Consider the following 20847-nt stretch of genomic DNA (forward strand, 5'->3'; position numbering starts at 1 on the left):
GCTGCGGAGTAGCGTCGTTCGGGCCGCATTACTCCGAGCCTCCATCACGCGGACCACCATCAGCACGCGTCTGCTCGCGAACAGCGGTGAACAGTGGTGTTGGCTCCCGCTGGGTAGGTCCAGTGGGATTGCGTGAGGTTGTGGTGTCTGGGTGGACGTGCGGCTTCGTGTGTGTGGTAACGCTCGTGACGACAATGGTCGGCGCGAGAAGGACCCAGGTCGTTAATTGGGTCCGGGTGTTCGCACAGCTGCCGATGTGGCCAGTGACGACGAGTTCACGAACGCCGCGGGTGAAGACGGTCGGATGCTCGTGGGTATCGTGGCCGCACATGAGATAGCCAATCTCGTAGGTGGGCTCGCCGGCTGGGCGGTACGCATAGACGGTGATGTCGTCGCCTTCCTGGAGGGTCTCCCCACAGACCTGACATCGCGGGTCACGTGTATCGAGTGCGATCCGGGTGAGGTGACTGCGATCGGTCTGGCGGCTGTACGAGTTATTCATCGCGGCCCTCCAGAAGATCAGTGTAGAACTCGCCGAACGCAGTCGCGCACGTGGTACAGAGTGGACCGCCAAACGCGGCGTCATAGCCGCTTGCGGTCTGTTCACAGAGGCGACAGCTGCCTTTGTAGGTATACGACTCCGTGGTTGTCTCGCAGGGCTTAAGCCCCGCAGTTGGATTGGTTAACATGGTTCTGTGGTGCCGCACAGAACCCGTCCCGGCTGGGTGTTCCAGCACCGCAGCCGGGGTTCCTACATTTTCTCGCGAGCCGACGGGTCGTCAGTTGGGTTCTGTAGCTAAACTGATGCGCTTAGGTCTTATCAATATTACGATGGCACTTAGGATAGCTTGTAGACATCATAAGTGCTATGCGACTGTAATAATGACCTTGGCACAGTAGAGAGACCTATGAGATATGCGGGCAGTTGGATGACTGCGGCAGATGATCGTATCTTGGAGTATCTATCCGAGCATAAATCTGGGTCTCCTACAAAGATGAAGCGCGAAGGTCCTATTCGGTATTCGCGTCAACAAGTAGACCGGAGATGTAAAAAATTAGCCGAAGAAGGGCTTATAGATCACCTTGGAAACGGCGTTTATGTGATCACGGAAGACGGAGAAGCATATCTTGATGGGCGGTTGGACACTGAAGAGTGGAGATATGTTGATGAGAATGATAAACTGGATCGATAGTTCCTCGCCAAGTGTGTGAGGAACATAAAAGCGACACCCCTAGTAGATCAGACCCTCCTACACCCTCGGTAGACTCGCTACAGAGTACGATAGCGTCAGTCAGTGGTCGTTGATTTCCGGGTAGCAAGATCAGGTGCTGTCGCCGCTATACCGACAGCTGTTGACTGGGAGTCACACACTCGTTGCTGGGCTTTCGCTGGGCGGACCCATTCATTATCTACGTGTTCAGCACTGAGCTCAACGCTATCATCAACTGGCTCACAGTCATAATGGACGGCAAACCGCCCCTCGTCTGCCGTGTTGACCCACGAGTTTGCCTTCACAATATCAGCAATCTCGATATCTAGTCCGGTCTCTTCGCGAATCTCCCGGCGAAGTCCCTGGCGTGGAGATTCACCCCGACTGAGCCGGCCTCCAGGAAGTTCCCATTCCCGATCCGTACTCCGCTGGACAACCAGTATCTGGCTGTCGGTGTTGTGGATCACTCCACGGACGCTTACGGTCGCACAGAGGAGGTTCTCAGTCATTACCTCAAGTGGTTAGCGATACATCATAACTGTAGAACAAGTTTCATATAGACGCACGCTACAGGATACAACAACTGAATATTCAGACAAATGGCATCTACTACCGCGCCCTCACAAGGAGATCACAACACGCCGCGCCCGGACCGCACACGAAGTGCCGATGAGTTGTTAGTTGGGCGTGACGCAACCATCACGCCGGAGTTGTCTGTCGTGATGCCGACACTGAACGAGGAAGCCGGCATCCGCACCTGTATCAACTGGATCAAGAACGCGGTTGAGGAGTTGCAGGTGCCGACAGAGATCATTATCAGCGACAGCTCGACTGATCGGACACCCGAAATTGCGCGTGAGATGGGCGCAATTGTTGTCGAGCCCGATGGGAAAGGCTACGGCTATGCGTACCGCTACGCCTTCGAGCGGACGCGGGGCGACTATATTGCGATGGGAGATGCCGACACCACCTACGATTTCAAACAGATTCCACGACTCCTCGATCATCTCGATGAGACGGGTGCGGACATGGTGATGGGGAGTCGGCTTGCCGGTGAAATCGAAGATGGAGCAATGCCACCGCTCCACCAACACATTGGAAACCCCGCGCTCACCCGGTTTTTGAATTTGTTCTACGGGGCTGGTGTAAGCGACGCCCACAGTGGTTTCCGGATTTTCACGCGAGATGCCTATGAGACGATGGAATGGGAGACGACTGGGATGGAATTTGCCTCTGAGATGATTATGGAGGCCGGAGCGAAGGATCTCGAGATTGCAGAGGTGCCGATTGTCTACCACGAGCGAGAGGGCGAAGAGACACTCGAGAGTTTCCGTGATGGCTGGCGCCACGTCCGATTTATGCTGGTGAACGCGCCTGGGTACCTGTTTTCGGTGCCAGGGTTGTTGTTGACGATCTTCGGTGTCGCAGTGATGACAGTTGCACACACTGGGGTAGCGCTTGGCGAGGTGACGCTTGGCATTAACTCAATGATAGCCGGGAGTCTCGCCACGATAGTGGGCACCCAGGTTGGGTCGCTTGGCGTGTTTGCAACGGTTGCCAGTGACCCAATTCAGCAGCCTGATGACCCACTGACAACCGGGATAACTGAGTACGCAACCCTTGAGCGTGGTGCGACAGCAGGCGTTGTCGTACTTGTTGCTGGTGGCGCGTACGCCAGTTGGCTGGTTGGTAACTGGATCCTGAGCGGGTTTGATGCCGTTCCGTTCACGTCGGCAGCGCTAGTCGCGTTTACCGCTGTTGTTGTCGGGATTCAGCTTGTGTTCTCGTCGTTCTTTTTGAGTACGGTCAATTAATGAGAATTCAAGTGTAGTTGGCTAGGTCGCTTATTTGCTATTGACCTTTTTCGGCACCCGAGTACACGAAATTCCACCGTCCCGACCGCGTGATTGGGCTATTCGGGTTTACAATCCACCACTCTGTCTGAAGTTAGAATCCTCAAGAGAACTCATAGAGATAGACTCCAGGCTGTGTCAGCTGACGATGCTCATCCTCCTTGGCGAAGTCGATCACATCGGCGACGATTCACGTTTGGCGAGGAGCACGCCGCTGTCGCGTTCGATCGCGGGGTCGACCGGGACGAGCGGGACGTTTGCGACGATCGTGTGCTACTCATCGTTTGGGAGATCTGTCGTGTGTATCACTTGCGTCGTTTTGTGGCTCAGTCACCATGTGAGTCCCTCGTACACGATCCCGTCACGGCGGTCGATCGCCCGCCGGCCGTCGACGACCACAGGCGTGCTCATGGCATCGAACTCCTCGTCGAGGGCCGTTATCTCCTCCCAATCAGTCACGACGAGGGCAGCAGCTGCCTTGGACAGCGCTGCGTTGAGGGTGTCGACATACTCGACGTCAGGGAACCGCTCACGCATGCTCTCGATCGCGACCGGATCGTAGGCGACCACTTCAGCGCCGCGCGCCTGAAGTCCCTCGATGACAGGAATCGCACGGCTGTTCCGGATGTCGTCGGTGCCGGGTTTGAACGCGAGCCCAAGCACTGCCACCCGCTTGCCGGCGACATCGACATGGTCGTCCATGAGTGAGAGTAACCGGTTCGGTTGGCGGTCGTTCACCGCGGTCGCGGCATCGAGCATTGCCGGCTCGTAGTCCTGTTGTCGTGCGGCCGCGCGAATCGCTGCGGTGTCCTTCGGGAAACAACTCCCGCCCCAGCCAATCCCGGAGCGAAGGAATTGCTCGCCGATACGGTCATCAAGCGCGATGGCGTCCGCGACCTCGTAGGCGTCGATCCCGAACTCCTTACAGATGTTCCCGATGTCGTTGATGAGGCTGATCTTGGCCGCGAGAAAGCCGTTGTTCGCGTACTTGATCATCTCGGCTGTGCGAGTGTTTGTCTCGACGACCGGGGCGTCGCTTCGCTCGATGAGTGGGTCGAACACCGAGTACATGTCCTCGAGTGCGCGCCCGTCGTCGGCGCCGAGCACGACCTTGTCGGGGTTGAGGAAGTCGTGAACTGCCGTTCCTTCGCGGAGGAACTCAGGGTTCATCCCGACGCCGAAATCCTCGCCTGCTGTGTTGTTGCTAGCTGCTTCGAGAATGGGTGTGATCGCTTCTTCGGTGGAGCCCGGCACAACGGTGCTTTTAATCACTACCGTATGCCACGCGTCTTTGGTTGCGAGTGTGCTTCCGAGTTGCTCGGCGGCAGCTTCCATGATCGAGAGGTCGATGCTCCCGTCGTCGTTTTGCGGCGTCGGGAGACAGAGGAACGTGATCTCGGTGTCCAAGACCGCCTCGTAATCGGTGGTGGCCTCGAGTTTACCTGTGCCATTCGGCCCGACGTGGTCAGCGACAAGGTCTGCGAGTCCGTCTTCGTGGATTGGAGCGGAGCCGTCGTTGATCGTGTCAACGATTTCCTGATCGATGTCGACGTTGATGACTTCGTGGCCGAGGTCGGCGAAGCATGCGGCGACCGTTGTCCCGACATAGCCGCTCCCAATGATACTGACGCGCATACACAACGGTTGCGTGGTGGCCTCAAGATGATTTGGTTATCACGATGAAAAGACATATCACCGTCTCGGGGGTGGGTTAGTGACATGAAAGCTGTCGTACTCGCCGCGGGGGAAGGGACGCGGCTTCGCCCGCTTACCGAAGACAAGCCCAAAGGGATGGTCGAGGTCGCGGACGAGCCGCTGCTCACCCACTGTTTCGACCAGTTGATCGAGTTGGGCGCCGACGAGCTTGTTGTCGTCGTCGGCTACCTGAAAGAGGTGATTATTGATCATTACGGCGATGAGTACGAGGGCGTCCCCATCACCTACGCCCACCAGCGCGAGCAGAACGGGCTGGCCCACGCGTTGTTGACGGTCGAAGAGTACATCGACGACGACTTCATGTTGATCCTCGGGGACAACGTCTTCGAGGCGAACCTCCAGGACGTGGTGCGGCGCCAGCGCGAGGACCGGGCGGACGCCGCGTTCCTCGTCGAGGAGGTGCCGTGGGACGAAGCATCGCGATACGGCGTGTGTGACACCAACCAGTACGGCGAGATCACCGACGTGGTCGAGAAGCCCGACGACCCGCCGTCGAATCTGGTGATGACCGGCTTTTACACGTTCAGCCCCGCGATCTTCCACGCGTGTCACCTCGTCCAGCCGTCGAATCGTGGGGAGTACGAGATCTCGGACGCGATCGACCTGTTGATTCAGAGTGGGCGGACGATCGACGCGATCCCGTTGGACGGGTGGCGTGTCGACGTTGGGTATCCAGAGGATCGAGAGGAGGCCGAGTCGCGGTTGGAAGGGAAGGAAGTAGAAGCTTGATTTTGACTTATTAGACGGTATGAAAATGAGCCAAGCAATGTGCTTTTGGTCAATCTGAAGCGTTAAAATCCCTTTTCTAGGTGTTATTAGGACTCGTAGACTAAGTCATCAAGCACGAATCGTACTTCTAGACCAGAAATTGTGAAATCGATCTGTTCACCAATGAGAATCATCAACATAGTATGTCAAGTCAAAATTGTAAGAATGAAGTAGGGCACACTTTAACCCATGTCTATGGATATCTGCTTCATTAATGGGTCCTTCCCACCACAGATAAACGGTGGGGCAGAAAACTATATAATCAGAACAGCTAACGAATTAATGTCAAGAGGACATAATGTAACCGTCATAACCACAAAACCGTTGAAGAAGGTCGACGACATTTCAATAGAAAAAACCAAGATTGAGGGAATTACGACATTCAAATTTTCTCCAATAAATATTTCATCAAGATACTCTTTCCCTGAAAAGTCAACAATTGAGCAGACAATCTGGAGATGTTTTGATCTAATTAATCCGCACTCTGCTTTCGTGGTCAAAAAATTGTTGTCAAAGATTGATCCGGATGTCATACATACAAACAACTTAATCGGAATTTCTTCCATAATTACTAAAGCCTTGAAACAGTTGGATGCTAAACATGTTCACACCCTACATGACTACAATTTAATTTGTCCAAGTGGAAGCCCTAGAACGGATGTGGATAGAGATTGCGTTCGAAGTTTTCTGAATTCTGAGATTGTCCTGAGGCCTTTTTCAAGGATACAGCAGTCAGTCTTAGAATCTCCAGACATAGTCACTGCTCCAAGTCAACACATCATCGACACACACCTAAATCGGGGGTTTTTCTGTTCGACTCCGACTAGTTGTTTGCCACTTGGGGTAACAACTACAAAACAAATAAGTACAAAACAAGAACTGTCATACAGGGCCTTATTTGTTGGTCGAATAACAGAAAGGAAGGGATTGGATGTGCTATTCGAAGCAGCCGAGCGTGATAGAAAGTATCAATTTGATATCTGTGGTGATGGGACATACGGTGAAAGAGTAAAAGAAAGATCCGCTAAACACTCTAATGTGAAATACCATGGATATGTGAGTTCAGAAAGACTAGCTAGACTCAGAGACAAGGCAGACACAGCGGTGGTTCCTTCGTTATGGATGGAAAACTCGCCGTTGACGATCTATGAATCCTTTGCGAATGGATTACCCGTCGTTGGAAGTAATATCGGGGGAATACCAGAACTAATTAGTCCAGGCACTAATGGAGAATTATTCACTCCCGGTAATGCAAAATCACTTATTAATTCCTTGGATAGCATGATGGATCAGCAAAAGCTTGCCAACATGCGTAAAGAGGCAATACATTGGGCTGAAAACCACACCATGGAAAAGCATGTGAATTCTCTCACAAAAATCTACACAAAATGACCACTGATTCACAGGACGGCTCTACAGTCCTCTTTCACAATATTGTGGCACCGTATCGAAACAAACTATTTGAAGAAATATCAGATAGCATTAATTTGACAGTATACTTTAGCAAATCAAACAACAAAGATAGATATTGGGAATCATCCCCAGAGAACTACAACTATAAGTCACGTATGTTAAAAGGATTTGAGATTGGACCATTTATTATAAACCCCTTCCTATGGATCCATCTTTTGAGAGATGACCCGGAAACAGTCATAGCTGTAGAAACGCTTCAAACAGTAGTATCCACGTTTATGCTGGTGATACTCACTAAGCTCACCGGAAGCTCATTAGTGCTCTGGAGTGGGGTCTTTGAGGATGAATATAAGTACAAGCGTTCTCCTGAAATGATTCATAATATAGATAATGCTGTAATTAGAAACACTATTCTTTCCATATTTAGAATTTGCTCGGAGTTTTACAGGAAATTATTGTACAGATATTCAGACAAACATATCGCCTACAGCCCTGACGCAAGAGACTATCTAATAGAACGTGGTGTCCCGGAAGAGCGCATCCGTGTCGGTGGGCAAGTGGTACCACAGAATCAAATACCTGAACCATCAAATGACGACGTTAAGTCAGATCAAGTAAATATTCTATATCTCGGTTATTTGAGGAAGGTGAAAGGAGTGGATCTGCTAATCCACTCATTCAAAGGCATAGACTCAGAAAACATACGTCTAACTATAGCGGGGGATGGACCTGAATACGACTCTCTAACAACCTTGGCCAGCGGAGATGATCGGATCACTTTTACTGGCTACGTTGAAGGGGTACAGAAAGCAGATGAATATCAAAAGGCAGATATTTTTGTACTTCCCACATATCATGACCCATGGGGGCTAGTTGTGAATGAGGCTATGGAATATGGTTTACCAATTATTACAACAGCGAGCGCTGGGTGTCGACAAGATCTGGTAAACAAGAACGGTCTGGTTGTGCCAACAGACGACAAGCATGCTCTTAAGGTAGCTATTGAGACACTTGCCGATCATGATGAATTAATGAAGGCAATGGGTAAGAAGTCTGAGAAACAAATAAGAGAACTGAGCATTCAAGCAGGTGCTGAACCATTCATTAAATCGTCCAGTGGTAATTGAATTACGAAATCCGTTCGGCCAATGTATTACTGACAGTTTCAACTTTTTCTTTGTCATTGATATATATTGAAATTAGATGGACAATGCCAAACGCCAACGAAAACGTTACTACTCCGACGATACCGCCTATTCCTTTGATTCCTAAGAACAGGATGGGGATAGAGCCCGTCGAAATGAGTGTACACTTTATGAGTCGCATTTTGATTGGAAATATACTATATCGGGTATATAAGCGATAGTTTAGAGAAACATTCCAAATAACATAAGAAACAACTGTTGCAGTGGCAGCTCCTACTAATTGGTATTCTGGAATTAGAAGTATATTCAATACTATGTTTATTGTAGCTATTATTACTGCTACCTTCGAAATGTAGTCAGTATCACCGATAGCAGTTGTTGCGTTTCTGTTTGGACCCAAGACAGTGTGCGTGAAGAAACCAATACATAACAATATTAATACATTTGCTCCATCAGTGTAAGCTGGACCGTAAAGTACCGAAATGATTGTTTCTGGGAATAAAATCAACGTGATAAATATAGGAAGGGTCAGCAGCACGATCCACTCTGTCATTTCGTTGTATGTTTCTCTCATCCTCTTTGTATTGCCCTCACTGTGAAACTCCGAAAAGATCGGCATGAACAAAAACCGAAATGCGCCGAGAACAAATATCAACAATTTGGTAATAGGATACACCGCGCTGTATATGCCAACAAGTTCACTAGGGTGGTAGTAACCAATTACAAATATGTCCATATGTGTCAGTATCTGAAACATTATCAAAGTGATAGTAAGTGGTGCGGAAAATCTTAGCAATTCTTTACCTCGAAATTTATATCCTGTCAAGTCGAAAGTCGAAGTTCGACTATATATAAAATATAAGCAAACTACTGCAATAAGTACATACGAAATTAGGTAAGCGTACGAGACTGCTTCTGCTGTTTTCCATTGAAACGCAGCAAATATCCCTAAGACAGACAAAAATACTGGTAGTGAGACATCTTGAATAATGGCTTTTGCCTGTGCATTTTGTAGGCCTTGAATGACTCCGACAGTCAACTTCATTAATGCGGCGAGAGGTATAACCATAGCAAAGATCAAAATGGGAACTACCTGACTGGTGTCAAAAAAAGCGCTAGAGATCTCTTGTCTAAAGAGTATAATCGCTATCGAACAAGTTACTGAGGCTGGAATTACAGTAACGAATGCAGATATCACATAGTCTCTTATTTGCTTATCAGAGCTGAGCCGTGGTATGTAGCGACCCACTCCTGTATTTTGCCCAAATAAAATTATTGTTGATATCAATGTGAACATTGAGATACCGATTGAAACGACCCCAAAAGCACTTTGACCAAGTTCTCTTGCAAGTACAAGTTTTATAAGAAAGAGGGTTCCTAAACTGAATACTTGGCTAAATAAAAGAAGAACTCCACTCTGTAAGAGCTGTTTACTTTGATCGGGCATTATCCGTTATAGCGGTTATTCTACCAAACATAAAGCATTTCATCTTTCCGCTTTTTCTAAGCACTCTCTCGTCTGGATCCTTATACGGATAATTGCCAATAAGATTCTTACATTTTAATTACACCAATAGCCTGTTTCTCCGCCTGAGTAGATTCGATTTAAACTTCGATCAAACGAACCCTTAACGGGTCCTGTTCGCAGGTAGGAAGCGTTTGCGTGCGTTACCCAGTCTTCACGGTACTTCACAACCCCATCATTCAGATTCGCACTACCTAAGTACATACAAATATTTTGATCTGTCTCTACACTCACGTTATCTCCAGAATATGTGTATCCTGTAGGGGAGATGGACCGTTTTCCAGGGTATCGAATCACGTCGTGTATCTCCCGATCGCGGGTAGCCCTATCTAAACCACCATAAGCAGTAAACGGAGTATCCAGTAAACTATCTGTATATACTCTTTCAATCTCACCGTGCGATTGTATCCATGTGATAGCCCTGATGTCTGCTTCCGTAGTACGAGAACTGCTATCCAAGATATCCGCTACTTCAGCTAACGAATCACTTTCATCAGGAGTCTCGATTACGAAGTTATTATGATCATCACCGGCAGCTTCCTGCGGTATACCCGCATTTAAGCTAAAAAAGACTATGACAAAAACCATAACTAATGTAGTTGTCGCAGGTGTTCTACTAACCGCCCTACGGGCAAGACTACTGCTACTCTGAACACCAATTACAAAGAAAGGAACTACTAGAATCGACACGATTGCATATAGCCGGGTCGTTGTAAAGTACGGATATGGAAGTGCCAGAGTTGAGACTAAGATTGTAAATCCACTCCCTGCGATTATAAGAAGCTCATCATCGATCTCTCTAGACCATTTGTCGAGGAAGCCGAAGAAGTGTGAGAATACGACGACTGCTATGCCGAGACCTATTAGACCAATAAGTGCGTACATCAAAATTCGAGTCAGAAGTGGAAACACCTGTGTGGGTACATCACCAACTTCTCTTGCTGTTTGAGAGCTCGATGAGGCCTCAGAAATTGAGTTCATGAGATAGACTCCTAGACGCACAAACCCATTGAAAAAGTTAGATGTATACATCTGCCACACAACATTTCCAATCAGTATTATGGAGAAAGCGGGGATTATTCTCTTTCTGAAATCTAAATTTAAGCGATTCTTAATTTTAGGGTTGAAATGGGTGAGAACGACAATTCCTATGAGTGGAACAAAAGATAACATAAATAAATAACTCGTCGCATAGTGTGATATCACAATCCCGTATCCAACAAGTGCCAGCAATATAGAGCGGCTTCGAGAGACGGTATATTCTAGCAGAATGTAAAGAAATAGGGTTATAAAAAACATACTGAGAGCTTGTCTGTAAAGCCTAGGGATTCCGAGGATAGTCGCATCAAAAGATAAGAATAGGCCCGCTGCCAAGAATGATTCTTTTTTGTTAAACCCCTGTCCCTTGACCATTTGATAGAGGGTGACAGGAAGAAATGAGTAAATAGTCGGATAGAGTATCTTCATCACAGTCGTAAGAGAAAGTTCAGACACTTGTACGAATATTGGTGCAGCAACAATCACAGGTATAATTGAATTTTTAGCAAACGCCGTTTGATCCGGTTCCCACAACCCGGTAGTTATGACGTTTTCAATTGAGGAATAGACAAACGCAGTGTCCCAATTTGTAACATATTGAGAACGGAAAGACACTAAGAAGAAAATAGAAAATGCAATTGCCCAAAGTGTAAGCGGATAAATGCGCTCGTCGAGATCACCTGCGACTACAGCCCAGATTAAAAATATGATTGCTACAAAAACAAACGATGTGATTATATCAATTCTTAATGTATTGATGTAATACGAGCCGATGAGGGAAAAGACAGGAAGTAGTATGACAGAGAGTGTAATGCGGGGGTAATTGCGCACAAGGGCTAATGGATCTTTACCGTACCTACTACTTTTTCCGGACACATATGATGCTATTACTAACCCTCCAATCAAAATGTTCACACCGATAACAACACCAATGGAAGACAAGGGCGGCGTATCACTAACTACTTGCCAAAAGAGTGATAAAACAAATCCTAATATAGAAACAAGTACAATGCTTAGTCCGATACAGAACGGTACGATATCACGTAGATCAGTGAAAAAATCCTCATCTAGAATCTGAAGCAATAGAGCACCAGGAATAATTGCTAGCAAAATGAATGAGCAAACTGGCCTCAAAGCCATGATATTCATGTCAGACACGTAAGTAACATTTAAGCAGAATAGACATAACAAAGATGTAAATCTTAATAACCCAAGTTTACGAAAGAGATTTAAGATTTCTATTTTTCCAATATCTAATGCTTGCATACCATCACTTCCCTCCACAGATAGATATTGGTTTTCCTTCGCGGTAATAAGTTTCTTCACCCCCACTCCAAGCAATTCGAGCAAGCATCTCGGAAGACTACCGAAATAAACTTAGATTAATTTAAATTGAATTTAATTAGCCGCCAACTCATATCGCAGCAATTGGCTGTTTGTCAACCCGTGCGTAGTCATTCGTATGACTCGTTATATTGCTTATGTTGTTTATATATGTCCCCTATTTGTACGTCCAAGCCATCGCGATTAGATCCGGGGGACATAATGGATGGAACCCGCAGGTTATGAACCCGGTTTTGTAATATAAAATGCTGTTAAACTAATATTAATATAAATTGTCTATACAAGAAATGCGCTCATACACTCGATAGCAGGAGACAGACCATACCGCTTATTTATTAGTAGACAAGTTAGTATCTAGTAATGACATCGCCTAATATCGTTATAGCACTACTGGACGCAGCCCGTGCGGATCATTTCTCTTGCTACGGATACAATCGCAAAACCACTCCTTTCATTGATGAAATCGCTACTAACGGAGACCTTTACACATCAGCGTACTCAAATTCCATCTGGAGTCTGCCCGCATACGCGTCACTTTTTACTGGGAAGTATCCATCCGAACACAAAGCAGTCGATTGGGGACAGAGTATCGATCCCGAGGAGAATACTCTTATCGATGGCGTCAAAGAGCAAGGATATAAGACTCACGCAATCACAACGCATCTACTATCCTGTGGACACGGTATCGCTGATTCATTCGATACCGTAGAATGGGTTACCAACCCTAACCGGCTTCCTTATCAAAATGACCCTGTGCTTGACTTAGTTCAAAAACAAGCTGATACAGGTGAAATCTCTCCTGAGACGTTTATAGACGCAATTAGCGTAATGGCCCGAGAGAGATCCTGGCAAACGATCCCAAATACCATCCAGTATATTACTCGTAAGTGGAGGCAAGCCACTGGCAATTGGAAGGATAACGGTGCTTCTGAAATTATCAGCAAAGCTAAGGATATCGTTCGTGAAACTTCCGATCCATATCTACTATTTACTAATTTTGTTGAGACGCATGATCCGTATCGACCCCCAAAAAACTATATTCGCGAATTTCTACCCAAAGACGTGAGTATAAAAGAAGCAAATAGGGTTGCTGACTCACACTTGGTTGACCTTTCTCTTGGGATAGACTCGCTCTCAGAGCGAGAGCGTGAAATACTGGTTGCGCTATATGATGCCGAAATACGATACATAGATGATGAGCTGCGGGAGTTTGTGGAATATCTTAAGCGACGTAATGAATTTGAAGATACGATTTTTATTGTATGCTCTGACCACGGTGATCTGTTCAGTGAGTGGGGTATTTGGGGACACCAGGGTGTCATCCACCGAGATCTATGCCGCGTGCCGTTAGTCATATCAACACCTTGGAATAGAGGAAAAAGACACACTAAGCCAGTTGAATTACGTAATCTCGCTCAATACTTAAATGAAGTTGCCTCGGGGTCTCAAATATCACTAAAACCACAGAGTTCTGCTGTTGTTGAATATCATGGTTGGGATTGTCAAATATCCAATGAGCAGTGGACAAAGTTTGATCTAGATCAGAAAGATCGTTGGAAAGCGTATTCAGCGAGCTATTTCACTGATGATTGGCAACTACTAGTTGACTCAAATGGTAATGACCGGCTGTTTGATCTATCCAATGGAGAGTACCCAATCAATATAACGCACACAGTTGAAAATCCAGAAGTTAGTAACAGATTGAAAGAAAAACTAATCAGTAGGATCGGAAAGCCGCAAGACAATCATGAAAAGTACCGAAAACATCTTGATAATGAAAATAGCTTATCGGAAGCCAGTGATGAAGTAAGAAATCATCTTGAGGACCTTGGATACGCATAGCTAACTGTGAATCCCGACTGTGTCAAAGTCCGGTGAATGTTTATGAGCTCAATGCTGGATATGATCCAGTTTCATAAAAAATGCCGATTGACATCCGAAATCAAGAAATTTTAAATTCAAAATAACACTTAACACAGTTGTATATTTGCTTACGAATATCAAGTTTTAATCATTATAAATATCAGCGGTGCGTGCGGCGATTGATTTCCAAGAATAATTTTTGGAAGTACATTGGAACTCATTAATTAGTTGTTGTTGTACGGCCTTGTTCCGATCCATTTCTTGGATCGCCGCCGCGTAAGCTCGTCCATCCCGCCGAGTAACGAATGCCTCTTCACAGTCAACTACATGACGAAAAGCCGGGCAGTCTGTCAAAACAACGGGAACCTGCCAGCTAATCGCATGACTAAGAATTCCCGACATTGAAGTGTGAGATTCATAAGGGAGAATGACTAGATCTGCTTTTTGAAACTCACTAAATAACTCATCATCGGAAACAAATCTGTTGAGCCAGTCGATTTGGTTGTCAACCCCGAGATCTTTTGCCTGCGACCGAAGACCCCGATAGTATCTCTCGTTTCCAATACCCCCTACGATTCTTAGATTAATTCCATCGAGAGCGGTGAGCGCACTAATAGCTACTTCATGACCCTTGATAGGACGAATTCCCCCTGGGAAAAGGATTGTTTCGATCTGACGTGGTTCTCTATTCACATTTTCACGGGCAATAATTCCGTGTTCAACGACTTCAACGCGTGTCTGGTGTCTATCCCAAATCATCTGCTTCCGATATTCAGTGTGGACGATGACTGTGTCGACAAAATAGTACAACAATTGGTGGTACAGAAACAAAATATCTGACATCCAGAGATTATCAAATCTCTCGTGTTGCGTTACTATTACACGAGTCCGAAAAAGTGCACTAATGAATAATAGAACTGGGAATGAAAGAAGATATCGTCCGAACGTGTACTGGATGTGAACTACATCCTGTTGTAGCATACTTGTTAGTAATTTATAACGAAACACGGGGATTCCACTTCCTCGAACGTATATTGGTTCACTATCCCAAGGTACGACATTGATATCACATGACTCTCGAAGGTGTGGAACAAGTTCGCGACTGTAGGTAGCCAAACCTCCATCACGATTCCACGGAGAAATGAACGTCGCCGAAATTTTGTCATTTGCCATTACTTGTACCCCAACGCGTCCAGCCGCCGTTCTATCTCTTCGTCTACCTCCTCGTCGTCCTCGACCGACTCGCCGTTCTCGACGCGCACCCGCTTGTCGACGTGCGCTTCTAACTCCTCGCGCAACGTGGAACCGGTACACTCCCCGAACTCGATGGTCCCCGACTTCTGATCGCGCTCACAGAAGCACGCACCCTCGGCGGTTCGCGACGCGTACCGCCGGAGATGACTGTGTTCGTCTTCGCCCCGCGCCTGACAGAAGATCGTCCGCTCGTCCGGAAGTTCCTCGAGCAGCGACACACCCACACCGGCCGCCTCGGCACCGACTGCCGCCTCGATCGTCGCACCCACGTCCAGTGTGCTCGTGGGAGTCGCTATCTCCTCCACATGCCCCCCAGGAGGTCGCACGTACAGGGGCACCTTGGTGATCTCGTCGTGGAGGTACCGTGGGTGTTCGTAGTAGTCGTGCTCGCCGAAAGCGTCGCCGTGGTCGGCGGTGATAATCAACAGCGACTCCTCCAGCAGATCGCGCTGCCGAAGGGCCTCCAAGAACTCTCCGATTTTTGCGTCGTTGTAGCGGATCTCGCCGTCGTAGAGGTCGATCAGTAGCTCGCGCTCGTCGTCCGTGATCGACTCCGGATCCTTGATCGCCCGCTGGTACAGCGACTGGGCCTCTCGGCCAGACACCGACTCGTCGGCGTACAGCGTCGCGTACTCGCCGGGCGGCTCGTACGGCCCGTGGGTGTCCATGTAGTGGTTCCACAGGAAGAACGGCTCATCGTCCGCCAGCGAGTCCAGCCACGACAGCGACCGCTCGTTGATCTCCTCAGCCCGCGCGTAGTGCCGGTTCCGGAGCTTATCGATCGCTCGCTGGGCGAGCGCGACCAGCTTGTGCTGGCCGAGGTGGAGGTCGTCGTCGAAGTGATCGAACCCCTCGTCGAACCCGTACGCCCGCGAGACGAACGGGTTCGAGTGGAACCCGGCCGTCGCGAACCCCGCCGCCGAGAGCGTCGACGCCACCGTCTCCGTCGCGAGCCGATACCCATCGTCGACCGCGACATCCGGGTACTCGCCCGTCAACAGCGCGGGCACCGCCTCGCGGGTGTGCGAGCTCGCGCTGTAGGCGTTTGCGAACCGGATCGACTCCTCGGCCAAGTCGTCGAGCACGGGCGAGGTCTCGCGGTGATACCCGTACGAGGAGAGGTGGTCCGCACGGAGCGCGTCGGCGGAGAGAAGAATGATATTTCTCAGATCCTCACTCATCGAATCGACACAGCACGTGAACTGATAAAGGTGTTACGTGAGTGGAGAGAACGGCGATCGAATTGGCAGTTCCGCTTTGGAAATGAACTTCCTACGTCTCCCGCGGATCTGTCACGAACCGATACAACCCGCGATTGACCTTCTCGATCCACCCCGCATCGACGAGTCCCTGTAATGCCCGATTGATGTACTGCCGCCGGATGTCGAGCCGCTGCTCCAGCCGTTTCGGATTCGCATACCCCCACGGGTTCCCCTCCGCTTGACCCTCTCTGAGCACATCGAGAATGGCTTCTTGTCGGTCGTCGGGCTCGAACTCTTCGTTGACCATCTTGCTCGGAGGTACCCGGTGGGGATATTTACGAATTCGGGACAGGTACACGATCGACGAGGCTGTTCTTTTAGAAGTTACAAAGTAACTATTAAGTTTGTACCTATCTAATACCCGTTGAGAAGCGCGGGCCGCCTCAGAAGTGGGGCCGGTGCTGGAACACCGACACCCGTGCTTCGCCACCACGACGAAGCATGACTAACTCCAAAGACGAGCGGCAAGAGCCTGTCGAACAGCCAGACGATTGTGTGGGACCACCGCTAGCAGAGTGTTTAGTCTGTGGCGCTGTCGGTCTCCCAGAACGCATTCTGAATCACGACTGCCGTGCGTTCGATCGGGGAAGCCAATGAGCGAGCGCTACGAGTGGCTCGACGAGCGGGTCGACGAACTTGCCGAGCGGTACGAATCCGGCCAATCGCTCCGAGAAATCGCAGATGCCTTCGACGTGACGCCGCCGACGATTCACAGCCGACTCCGAGATCACGGTGTCGAGATGCGAAACGGGGGCCCGGACCACCGGAAGTTGGCGGACCTCACCTCGGAACTACGCAAGCAGTACGTGGAGGACGACTGTTCCATCCAAACGATCGCTGATCGTTACGAGACATCGGTCAGGGCAATCCGGTACCACCTCGAACACGCCGGGATCGACTGTCCCCAACGGAATCCGCGAACGACCGATGTCGACTGGCGACCCTTCCAGACCTCGGTGATCAAGGGCGAGCTCCTCGGCGACGGCTGCCTCCACCGCCGTCGACACGCCGAATCGTGTTTCTTCCAGCTGTCGACCACGACGAAAGCCCACGCGGACCGCCTCATCTCGAAACTTCCGGCGGGACTCTTCCCGGATGCTCAACCGAACTCGGTCACGCGTCCGAACCAGTTCACAGAGGAGGACTACACGTGTTGGACCGTCACATCCCGACCGCAACCGTATCTCGACCGACTGTACGACACGTGGTACGAGGTCCGCGACGAACATAACCGCAAACGAGTCCCGGACAACTTCAGACTCGATTACACGGCACTCCTCCACTGGTACTGGGGAGACGGGAACTGTTCGATCCGTGACCGGGGCGCGCCTCGTGTGTCTTTCGCGACGCACGGATTTGCCGAACCGGGCGTGCGGCATCTCCAATCCGAACTCGACGCGATGGGCTACGACAACTACGCTGTTGAACAGCAGGAGGTCGACGATGGGTCAGGGCTGTACATTCGACTCCGTGACTACGATGCGCGTACCTTCCTCAATGACCTCCGCCGGGTGAACACGCTCCCGCAGTACGACCGGAAGTTCCCCGTCCCGATAGACGACTGAGAGGAGATCACGCAATCCTTCTCTCTCAGTCACACGAAGCGGAGCGTTCAAGCGTCGTCCGACGAGCATACGACTATCAGTCGATGAATATCTGTTATGTCAGCAATGTGGTTTATCCGTACATAACTGGAGGCGCCGAAAAGCGCATCCACGAGATCGGCACCCGACTCGCCGATCAGGGCCACGAGGTCACCGTGTACGGCCGGCACTTCTGGGACGGGCCCGCGGAGATCACCCACGAAGGGATGACCCTCCGCGCGGTCGCACCCGAAGCGGACCTCTACGCCGAGGACCGGCGATCCATCACCGAGGCGATCGATTTCGCGGCCCGCGCGCTCCCGCCCCTCCGGAGACGCCTCCGCAACGACGAGCACGACGTGGTCGTCGCCAGCGTCTTCCCGTACTTCCCGGTCCTGTCGACGAAACTCGCGAGCCTCCGGACGGACACGCCCCTCGTCACGACCTGGCACGAGGTATGGGGCGACTACTGGGACGAGTACCTCGGGCGCCTCGCACCCTGTGGAAAGATTACCGAGCGCGTCACCGCGCGCACGCCCCAACACCCCACCGCGATCTCGGCGATCACGGCCGACCGTCTCGCCGCTATCGGTCCCGACCGCGAGGACATCGAGATCGTTCCGAACGGGATCGACGTGGAGCAGGTCCGCACCGCGCCGCTTCCCGATCAGGGGTACGACGTGCTCTTCGCGGGCCGACTGATCGAGCACAAGAACGTCGACGTGCTCTTGGAGGCGTTTGACGCGGTCGCCGCAGAGCACGACGCCACGCTCGGGGTCATCGGCGACGGCCCCGAACGCGACCGGCTCGACGCACAGCGCGACTCGCTCGTGTATGCCGACCGAGTGGAGCTGTGCGGCTTCCTCGATGATTACGAAGACGTGCTCGGCCACATGCGAGCCGCCGACGTGTTCGCGTCGCCTAGCACCCGCGAGGGATTCGGGATCACCTTCTTGGAGGCGATGGCGGCGGACTGTACCGTCATCGCGGCCGATCACCCGGAGTCGGCCGCCGACGAGGTGATCGCCGACGCCGGCTTCCTCGTCGAGCCTACGGTCGACGCGCTCACGGAGCGACTCGACGCCACGCTGGGTGGGGCCCGGCCACCGACATCGCCCGTCGACCACGCCCAGCAGTATGACTGGGACGCGATCGCCGCGCAGGCGGAAACTGCCTACCGGCGGGCGATCGACGGCGCGTGGTGACGACTCCACCTAAGTATTGTTTCTCTGACAATGATATTTTACACGTCACCACGTACCCATCACCATGCCTACCAGCAATCCCCGGAGAATCTCTGGGAGGGCAACGTGAACGAGGCCGTTATCAAGCAGTGGACCGACGACACGACGGCATTCGACCGCGTGCGCCAGGTCGTTGACGTGACGACCGAGCCGCAATCCGCCGAGGAAATCGCCGATCGCGCCCGCGTCAGCCCGCCGACGGCGCGCAAGTACCTCTCGACGATGGCTGCGGACGGTCGTGTCAAGCGCATCAACACCGACGCCGGCAGTCAGTACATGCGCCCCCCCCCCCCCAGATGCTCGCGATGCGTCGTATCGCCGCGATCCACCGTGAACACACGAAAGCCGAGATCCGCAAATCGATCAAGGAGCTCCAAGAAGAGCGCGCGAACATCAAGGAAAGCCACGAGGTCGGAACGATCGACGAACTCACCCTCGCGCTCGACGCCGGCGACGACGGGTGGGGTGATGTCGCGCGCTGGCGCCAGATCGAGCAGAACCTCGAGATCGCACAGGCCGCGCTCGCGCTCTACGGGTTTGACACCGACGATAGCCACGCAGCCGCAGTGCGTACCGCTGAGTCTACAACCGAGCGCCGAGAGCGTGGTGCATTCGGTGACGAAACCTCACGCACCACCGCGTAGATGGACGAAGACATCGAGGGGGATGCCGGGTCGCTCGACATCGCAGCCCTCGAAGAGATCCGCGCAGAGTTCCGCGCACTCGACGGGCTCGTCGACCACGCCCAGCAGTACGACTGGGACGCGATTGCCGAGCAAGCAGAAACAGCCTATCAGCGCGCCATCGATAGAACCTGGTAGAAATACCTCAAAATAACGATAGAGGTCCAATTTCTCTTAAATAGGCAAAATGCTTCTCGGGCTGTCGTTCTGGAGAGTTAGGTGTAGATCCGCTGAATTTTGCGACACTATTATATACTAGTGTCAAGTGCCGCTATGAGGCCGTAAGAGTATCTCTACAGATATAATATCAGATTTTATTAAAAAAATCCCCCGATTTATCACTCCCACACTAGTTTGTGTATCCAGCGAATCACCAGACGGGATCGGGCGTATCGTGCTGCGTCACGATATCAACGGCAGAAACGGGGGGTTGTATTATAAGCAACCCGCCGCCGTATGGCGTACGTGGACCTGTATGCGCGGTGACGATCCCTGTAGGCTCGACTGAGCAAGCGCCACGTATGGATACAGTCGACGATGGCAACGGTATCGGTTACTCACACTTTTGGACAGTCACGTCAATATTACTGGTAGGCGAATGGCGACCCTCTGATTGGCGTTCAAACCAGGGACAGACGACATCCGCAACAGTCGGGCGATCCCCGTCATCGAGGGGCTCCAGGCGCGCGGCGCCGAGATCGTCGCCTACGACCCGGTTGCGACCGACAATATGCGCGAGCGGTTCCCCGATATCGAGTACGTCGACACCCCCGAAGCAGCACTGTCCGAGGCGGTCGCCGCCCTCGTCGTGACCGACTGGGAAGAGATAACGGCCCTCGACGACGAGTTCGATGGCATGCGAACACCCGTCGTCGTTGACGGGCGCCGGGCGATTGACCGCCGCGACGGGATTGTGTACGAGGGACTGACGTGGTGGCCGATCCT

Annotated in this window: 18 protein-coding genes and 1 pseudogene; 11 read left to right on the plus strand and 8 right to left on the minus strand. The window is 51.0% G+C overall.

Annotated elements, in window-relative coordinates:
* Window positions 1-28: 28 nt before the first annotated feature.
* The gene (locus tag DVK05_RS01295) at window positions 29-502 is read right to left on the minus strand and encodes a hypothetical protein (protein ID WP_121561642.1); all 474 of its coding nucleotides are present in this window, start codon (window positions 500-502) and stop codon (window positions 29-31) included.
* A gap of 406 nt (window positions 503-908) precedes the next feature.
* Here DVK05_RS01295 and DVK05_RS17490 point away from each other — a divergent pair, with 406 nt between their 5' ends.
* On the plus strand, window positions 909-1193 hold the full coding sequence (locus DVK05_RS17490) for a MarR family transcriptional regulator (RefSeq protein WP_121561643.1): 285 nt from the start codon (window positions 909-911) through the stop codon (window positions 1191-1193).
* Window positions 1194-1288: 95 nt separating this feature from the next.
* Here DVK05_RS17490 and DVK05_RS01305 read toward each other — a convergent pair whose 3' ends face one another.
* On the minus strand, window positions 1289-1720 hold the full coding sequence (locus tag DVK05_RS01305) for an NUDIX domain-containing protein (protein ID WP_121561644.1): 432 nt from the start codon (window positions 1718-1720) through the stop codon (window positions 1289-1291).
* A gap of 90 nt (window positions 1721-1810) precedes the next feature.
* Here DVK05_RS01305 and DVK05_RS01310 point away from each other — a divergent pair, with 90 nt between their 5' ends.
* Window positions 1811-3025 (plus strand): glycosyltransferase family 2 protein, encoded by a 1215-nt coding sequence (locus DVK05_RS01310; RefSeq protein WP_121561645.1) that lies wholly within the window; start codon window positions 1811-1813, stop codon window positions 3023-3025.
* Between the two features lie 369 nt (window positions 3026-3394).
* Here DVK05_RS01310 and aglM read toward each other — a convergent pair whose 3' ends face one another.
* A complete protein-coding gene (gene aglM / locus DVK05_RS01315) occupies window positions 3395-4699 on the minus strand; it encodes a UDP-glucose 6-dehydrogenase AglM (RefSeq protein ID WP_121561646.1) in 1305 nt (434 codons plus the stop codon).
* Between the two features lie 84 nt (window positions 4700-4783).
* Here aglM and aglF point away from each other — a divergent pair, with 84 nt between their 5' ends.
* The 3 genes from aglF (at window position 4784) to DVK05_RS01330 (ending at window position 8088) form a co-directional block, all read left to right on the plus strand.
* The gene (aglF, locus tag DVK05_RS01320; RefSeq protein WP_121561647.1) at window positions 4784-5509 is read left to right on the plus strand and encodes a UTP--glucose-1-phosphate uridylyltransferase AglF; all 726 of its coding nucleotides are present in this window, start codon (window positions 4784-4786) and stop codon (window positions 5507-5509) included.
* Window positions 5510-5743: 234 nt separating this feature from the next.
* Window positions 5744-6940: a glycosyltransferase family 4 protein gene (locus DVK05_RS01325; RefSeq protein WP_158598843.1), complete on the plus strand. Its 1197-nt coding sequence runs from the start codon at window positions 5744-5746 to the stop codon at window positions 6938-6940.
* On the plus strand, window positions 6937-8088 hold the full coding sequence (locus DVK05_RS01330) for a glycosyltransferase family 4 protein (RefSeq protein WP_121561648.1): 1152 nt from the start codon (window positions 6937-6939) through the stop codon (window positions 8086-8088). Before DVK05_RS01325 ends, DVK05_RS01330 begins: the two co-directional genes overlap by 4 nt.
* Window position 8089: 1 nt before the next feature.
* On the opposite strand, the gene DVK05_RS01335 is transcribed toward DVK05_RS01330, so the two are convergent.
* Both DVK05_RS01335 and DVK05_RS01340 read right to left on the minus strand, forming a co-directional pair.
* Window positions 8090-9553 (minus strand): flippase, encoded by a 1464-nt coding sequence (locus DVK05_RS01335; RefSeq protein ID WP_121561649.1) that lies wholly within the window; start codon window positions 9551-9553, stop codon window positions 8090-8092.
* 114 nt (window positions 9554-9667) lie between these two features.
* Window positions 9668-11953 (minus strand): DUF2206 domain-containing protein, encoded by a 2286-nt coding sequence (locus DVK05_RS01340; RefSeq protein WP_147437686.1) that lies wholly within the window; start codon window positions 11951-11953, stop codon window positions 9668-9670.
* A 420-nt stretch (window positions 11954-12373) separates the two neighbouring features.
* Between DVK05_RS01340 and DVK05_RS01345 the strand changes: the two genes are divergently transcribed.
* Window positions 12374-13855: a sulfatase gene (locus tag DVK05_RS01345; RefSeq protein WP_121562433.1), complete on the plus strand. Its 1482-nt coding sequence runs from the start codon at window positions 12374-12376 to the stop codon at window positions 13853-13855.
* Between the two features lie 165 nt (window positions 13856-14020).
* On the opposite strand, the gene DVK05_RS01350 is transcribed toward DVK05_RS01345, so the two are convergent.
* From DVK05_RS01350 to DVK05_RS01360, 3 genes are all read right to left on the minus strand, one after another.
* Complete coding sequence (locus tag DVK05_RS01350) at window positions 14021-15049, minus strand: glycosyltransferase (RefSeq protein ID WP_121561650.1); 1029 nt, start codon at window positions 15047-15049, stop codon at window positions 14021-14023.
* Complete coding sequence (locus tag DVK05_RS01355) at window positions 15049-16311, minus strand: sulfatase (protein WP_121561651.1); 1263 nt, start codon at window positions 16309-16311, stop codon at window positions 15049-15051. The genes DVK05_RS01350 and DVK05_RS01355 overlap by 1 nt, the downstream gene beginning before the upstream one ends.
* A 91-nt stretch (window positions 16312-16402) precedes the next feature.
* A complete protein-coding gene (locus tag DVK05_RS01360; RefSeq protein ID WP_121561652.1) occupies window positions 16403-16639 on the minus strand; it encodes a MarR family transcriptional regulator in 237 nt (78 codons plus the stop codon).
* A 346-nt stretch (window positions 16640-16985) separates the two neighbouring features.
* On the opposite strand from DVK05_RS01360, the gene DVK05_RS01365 reads away from it, so the two are divergent.
* The 5 genes and pseudogenes from DVK05_RS01365 to DVK05_RS01380 form a co-directional block, all read left to right on the plus strand.
* Window positions 16986-17957: an endonuclease I gene (locus DVK05_RS01365; RefSeq protein ID WP_121561653.1), complete on the plus strand. Its 972-nt coding sequence runs from the start codon at window positions 16986-16988 to the stop codon at window positions 17955-17957.
* Window positions 17958-18040: 83 nt separating this feature from the next.
* The gene (locus tag DVK05_RS01370; RefSeq protein WP_121561654.1) at window positions 18041-19180 is read left to right on the plus strand and encodes a glycosyltransferase family 4 protein; all 1140 of its coding nucleotides are present in this window, start codon (window positions 18041-18043) and stop codon (window positions 19178-19180) included.
* A gap of 335 nt (window positions 19181-19515) precedes the next feature.
* The gene (locus tag DVK05_RS01375) at window positions 19516-19863 is read left to right on the plus strand and encodes a hypothetical protein (RefSeq protein ID WP_121561655.1); all 348 of its coding nucleotides are present in this window, start codon (window positions 19516-19518) and stop codon (window positions 19861-19863) included.
* Entirely contained in the window at window positions 19864-20040 is a 177-nt protein-coding gene (locus DVK05_RS17210) for a hypothetical protein (protein ID WP_199712273.1), read from the plus strand.
* Between the two features lie 403 nt (window positions 20041-20443).
* Window positions 20444-20836, plus strand: a pseudogene (locus tag DVK05_RS01380) (UDP binding domain-containing protein); the annotation flags it as partial.
* Window positions 20837-20847 lie beyond the last annotated feature (11 nt).

It is taken from the genome of Halorubrum sp. Atlit-8R, assembly GCF_003666025.1.
Taxonomy (GTDB): domain Archaea; phylum Halobacteriota; class Halobacteria; order Halobacteriales; family Haloferacaceae; genus Halorubrum; species Halorubrum salinarum.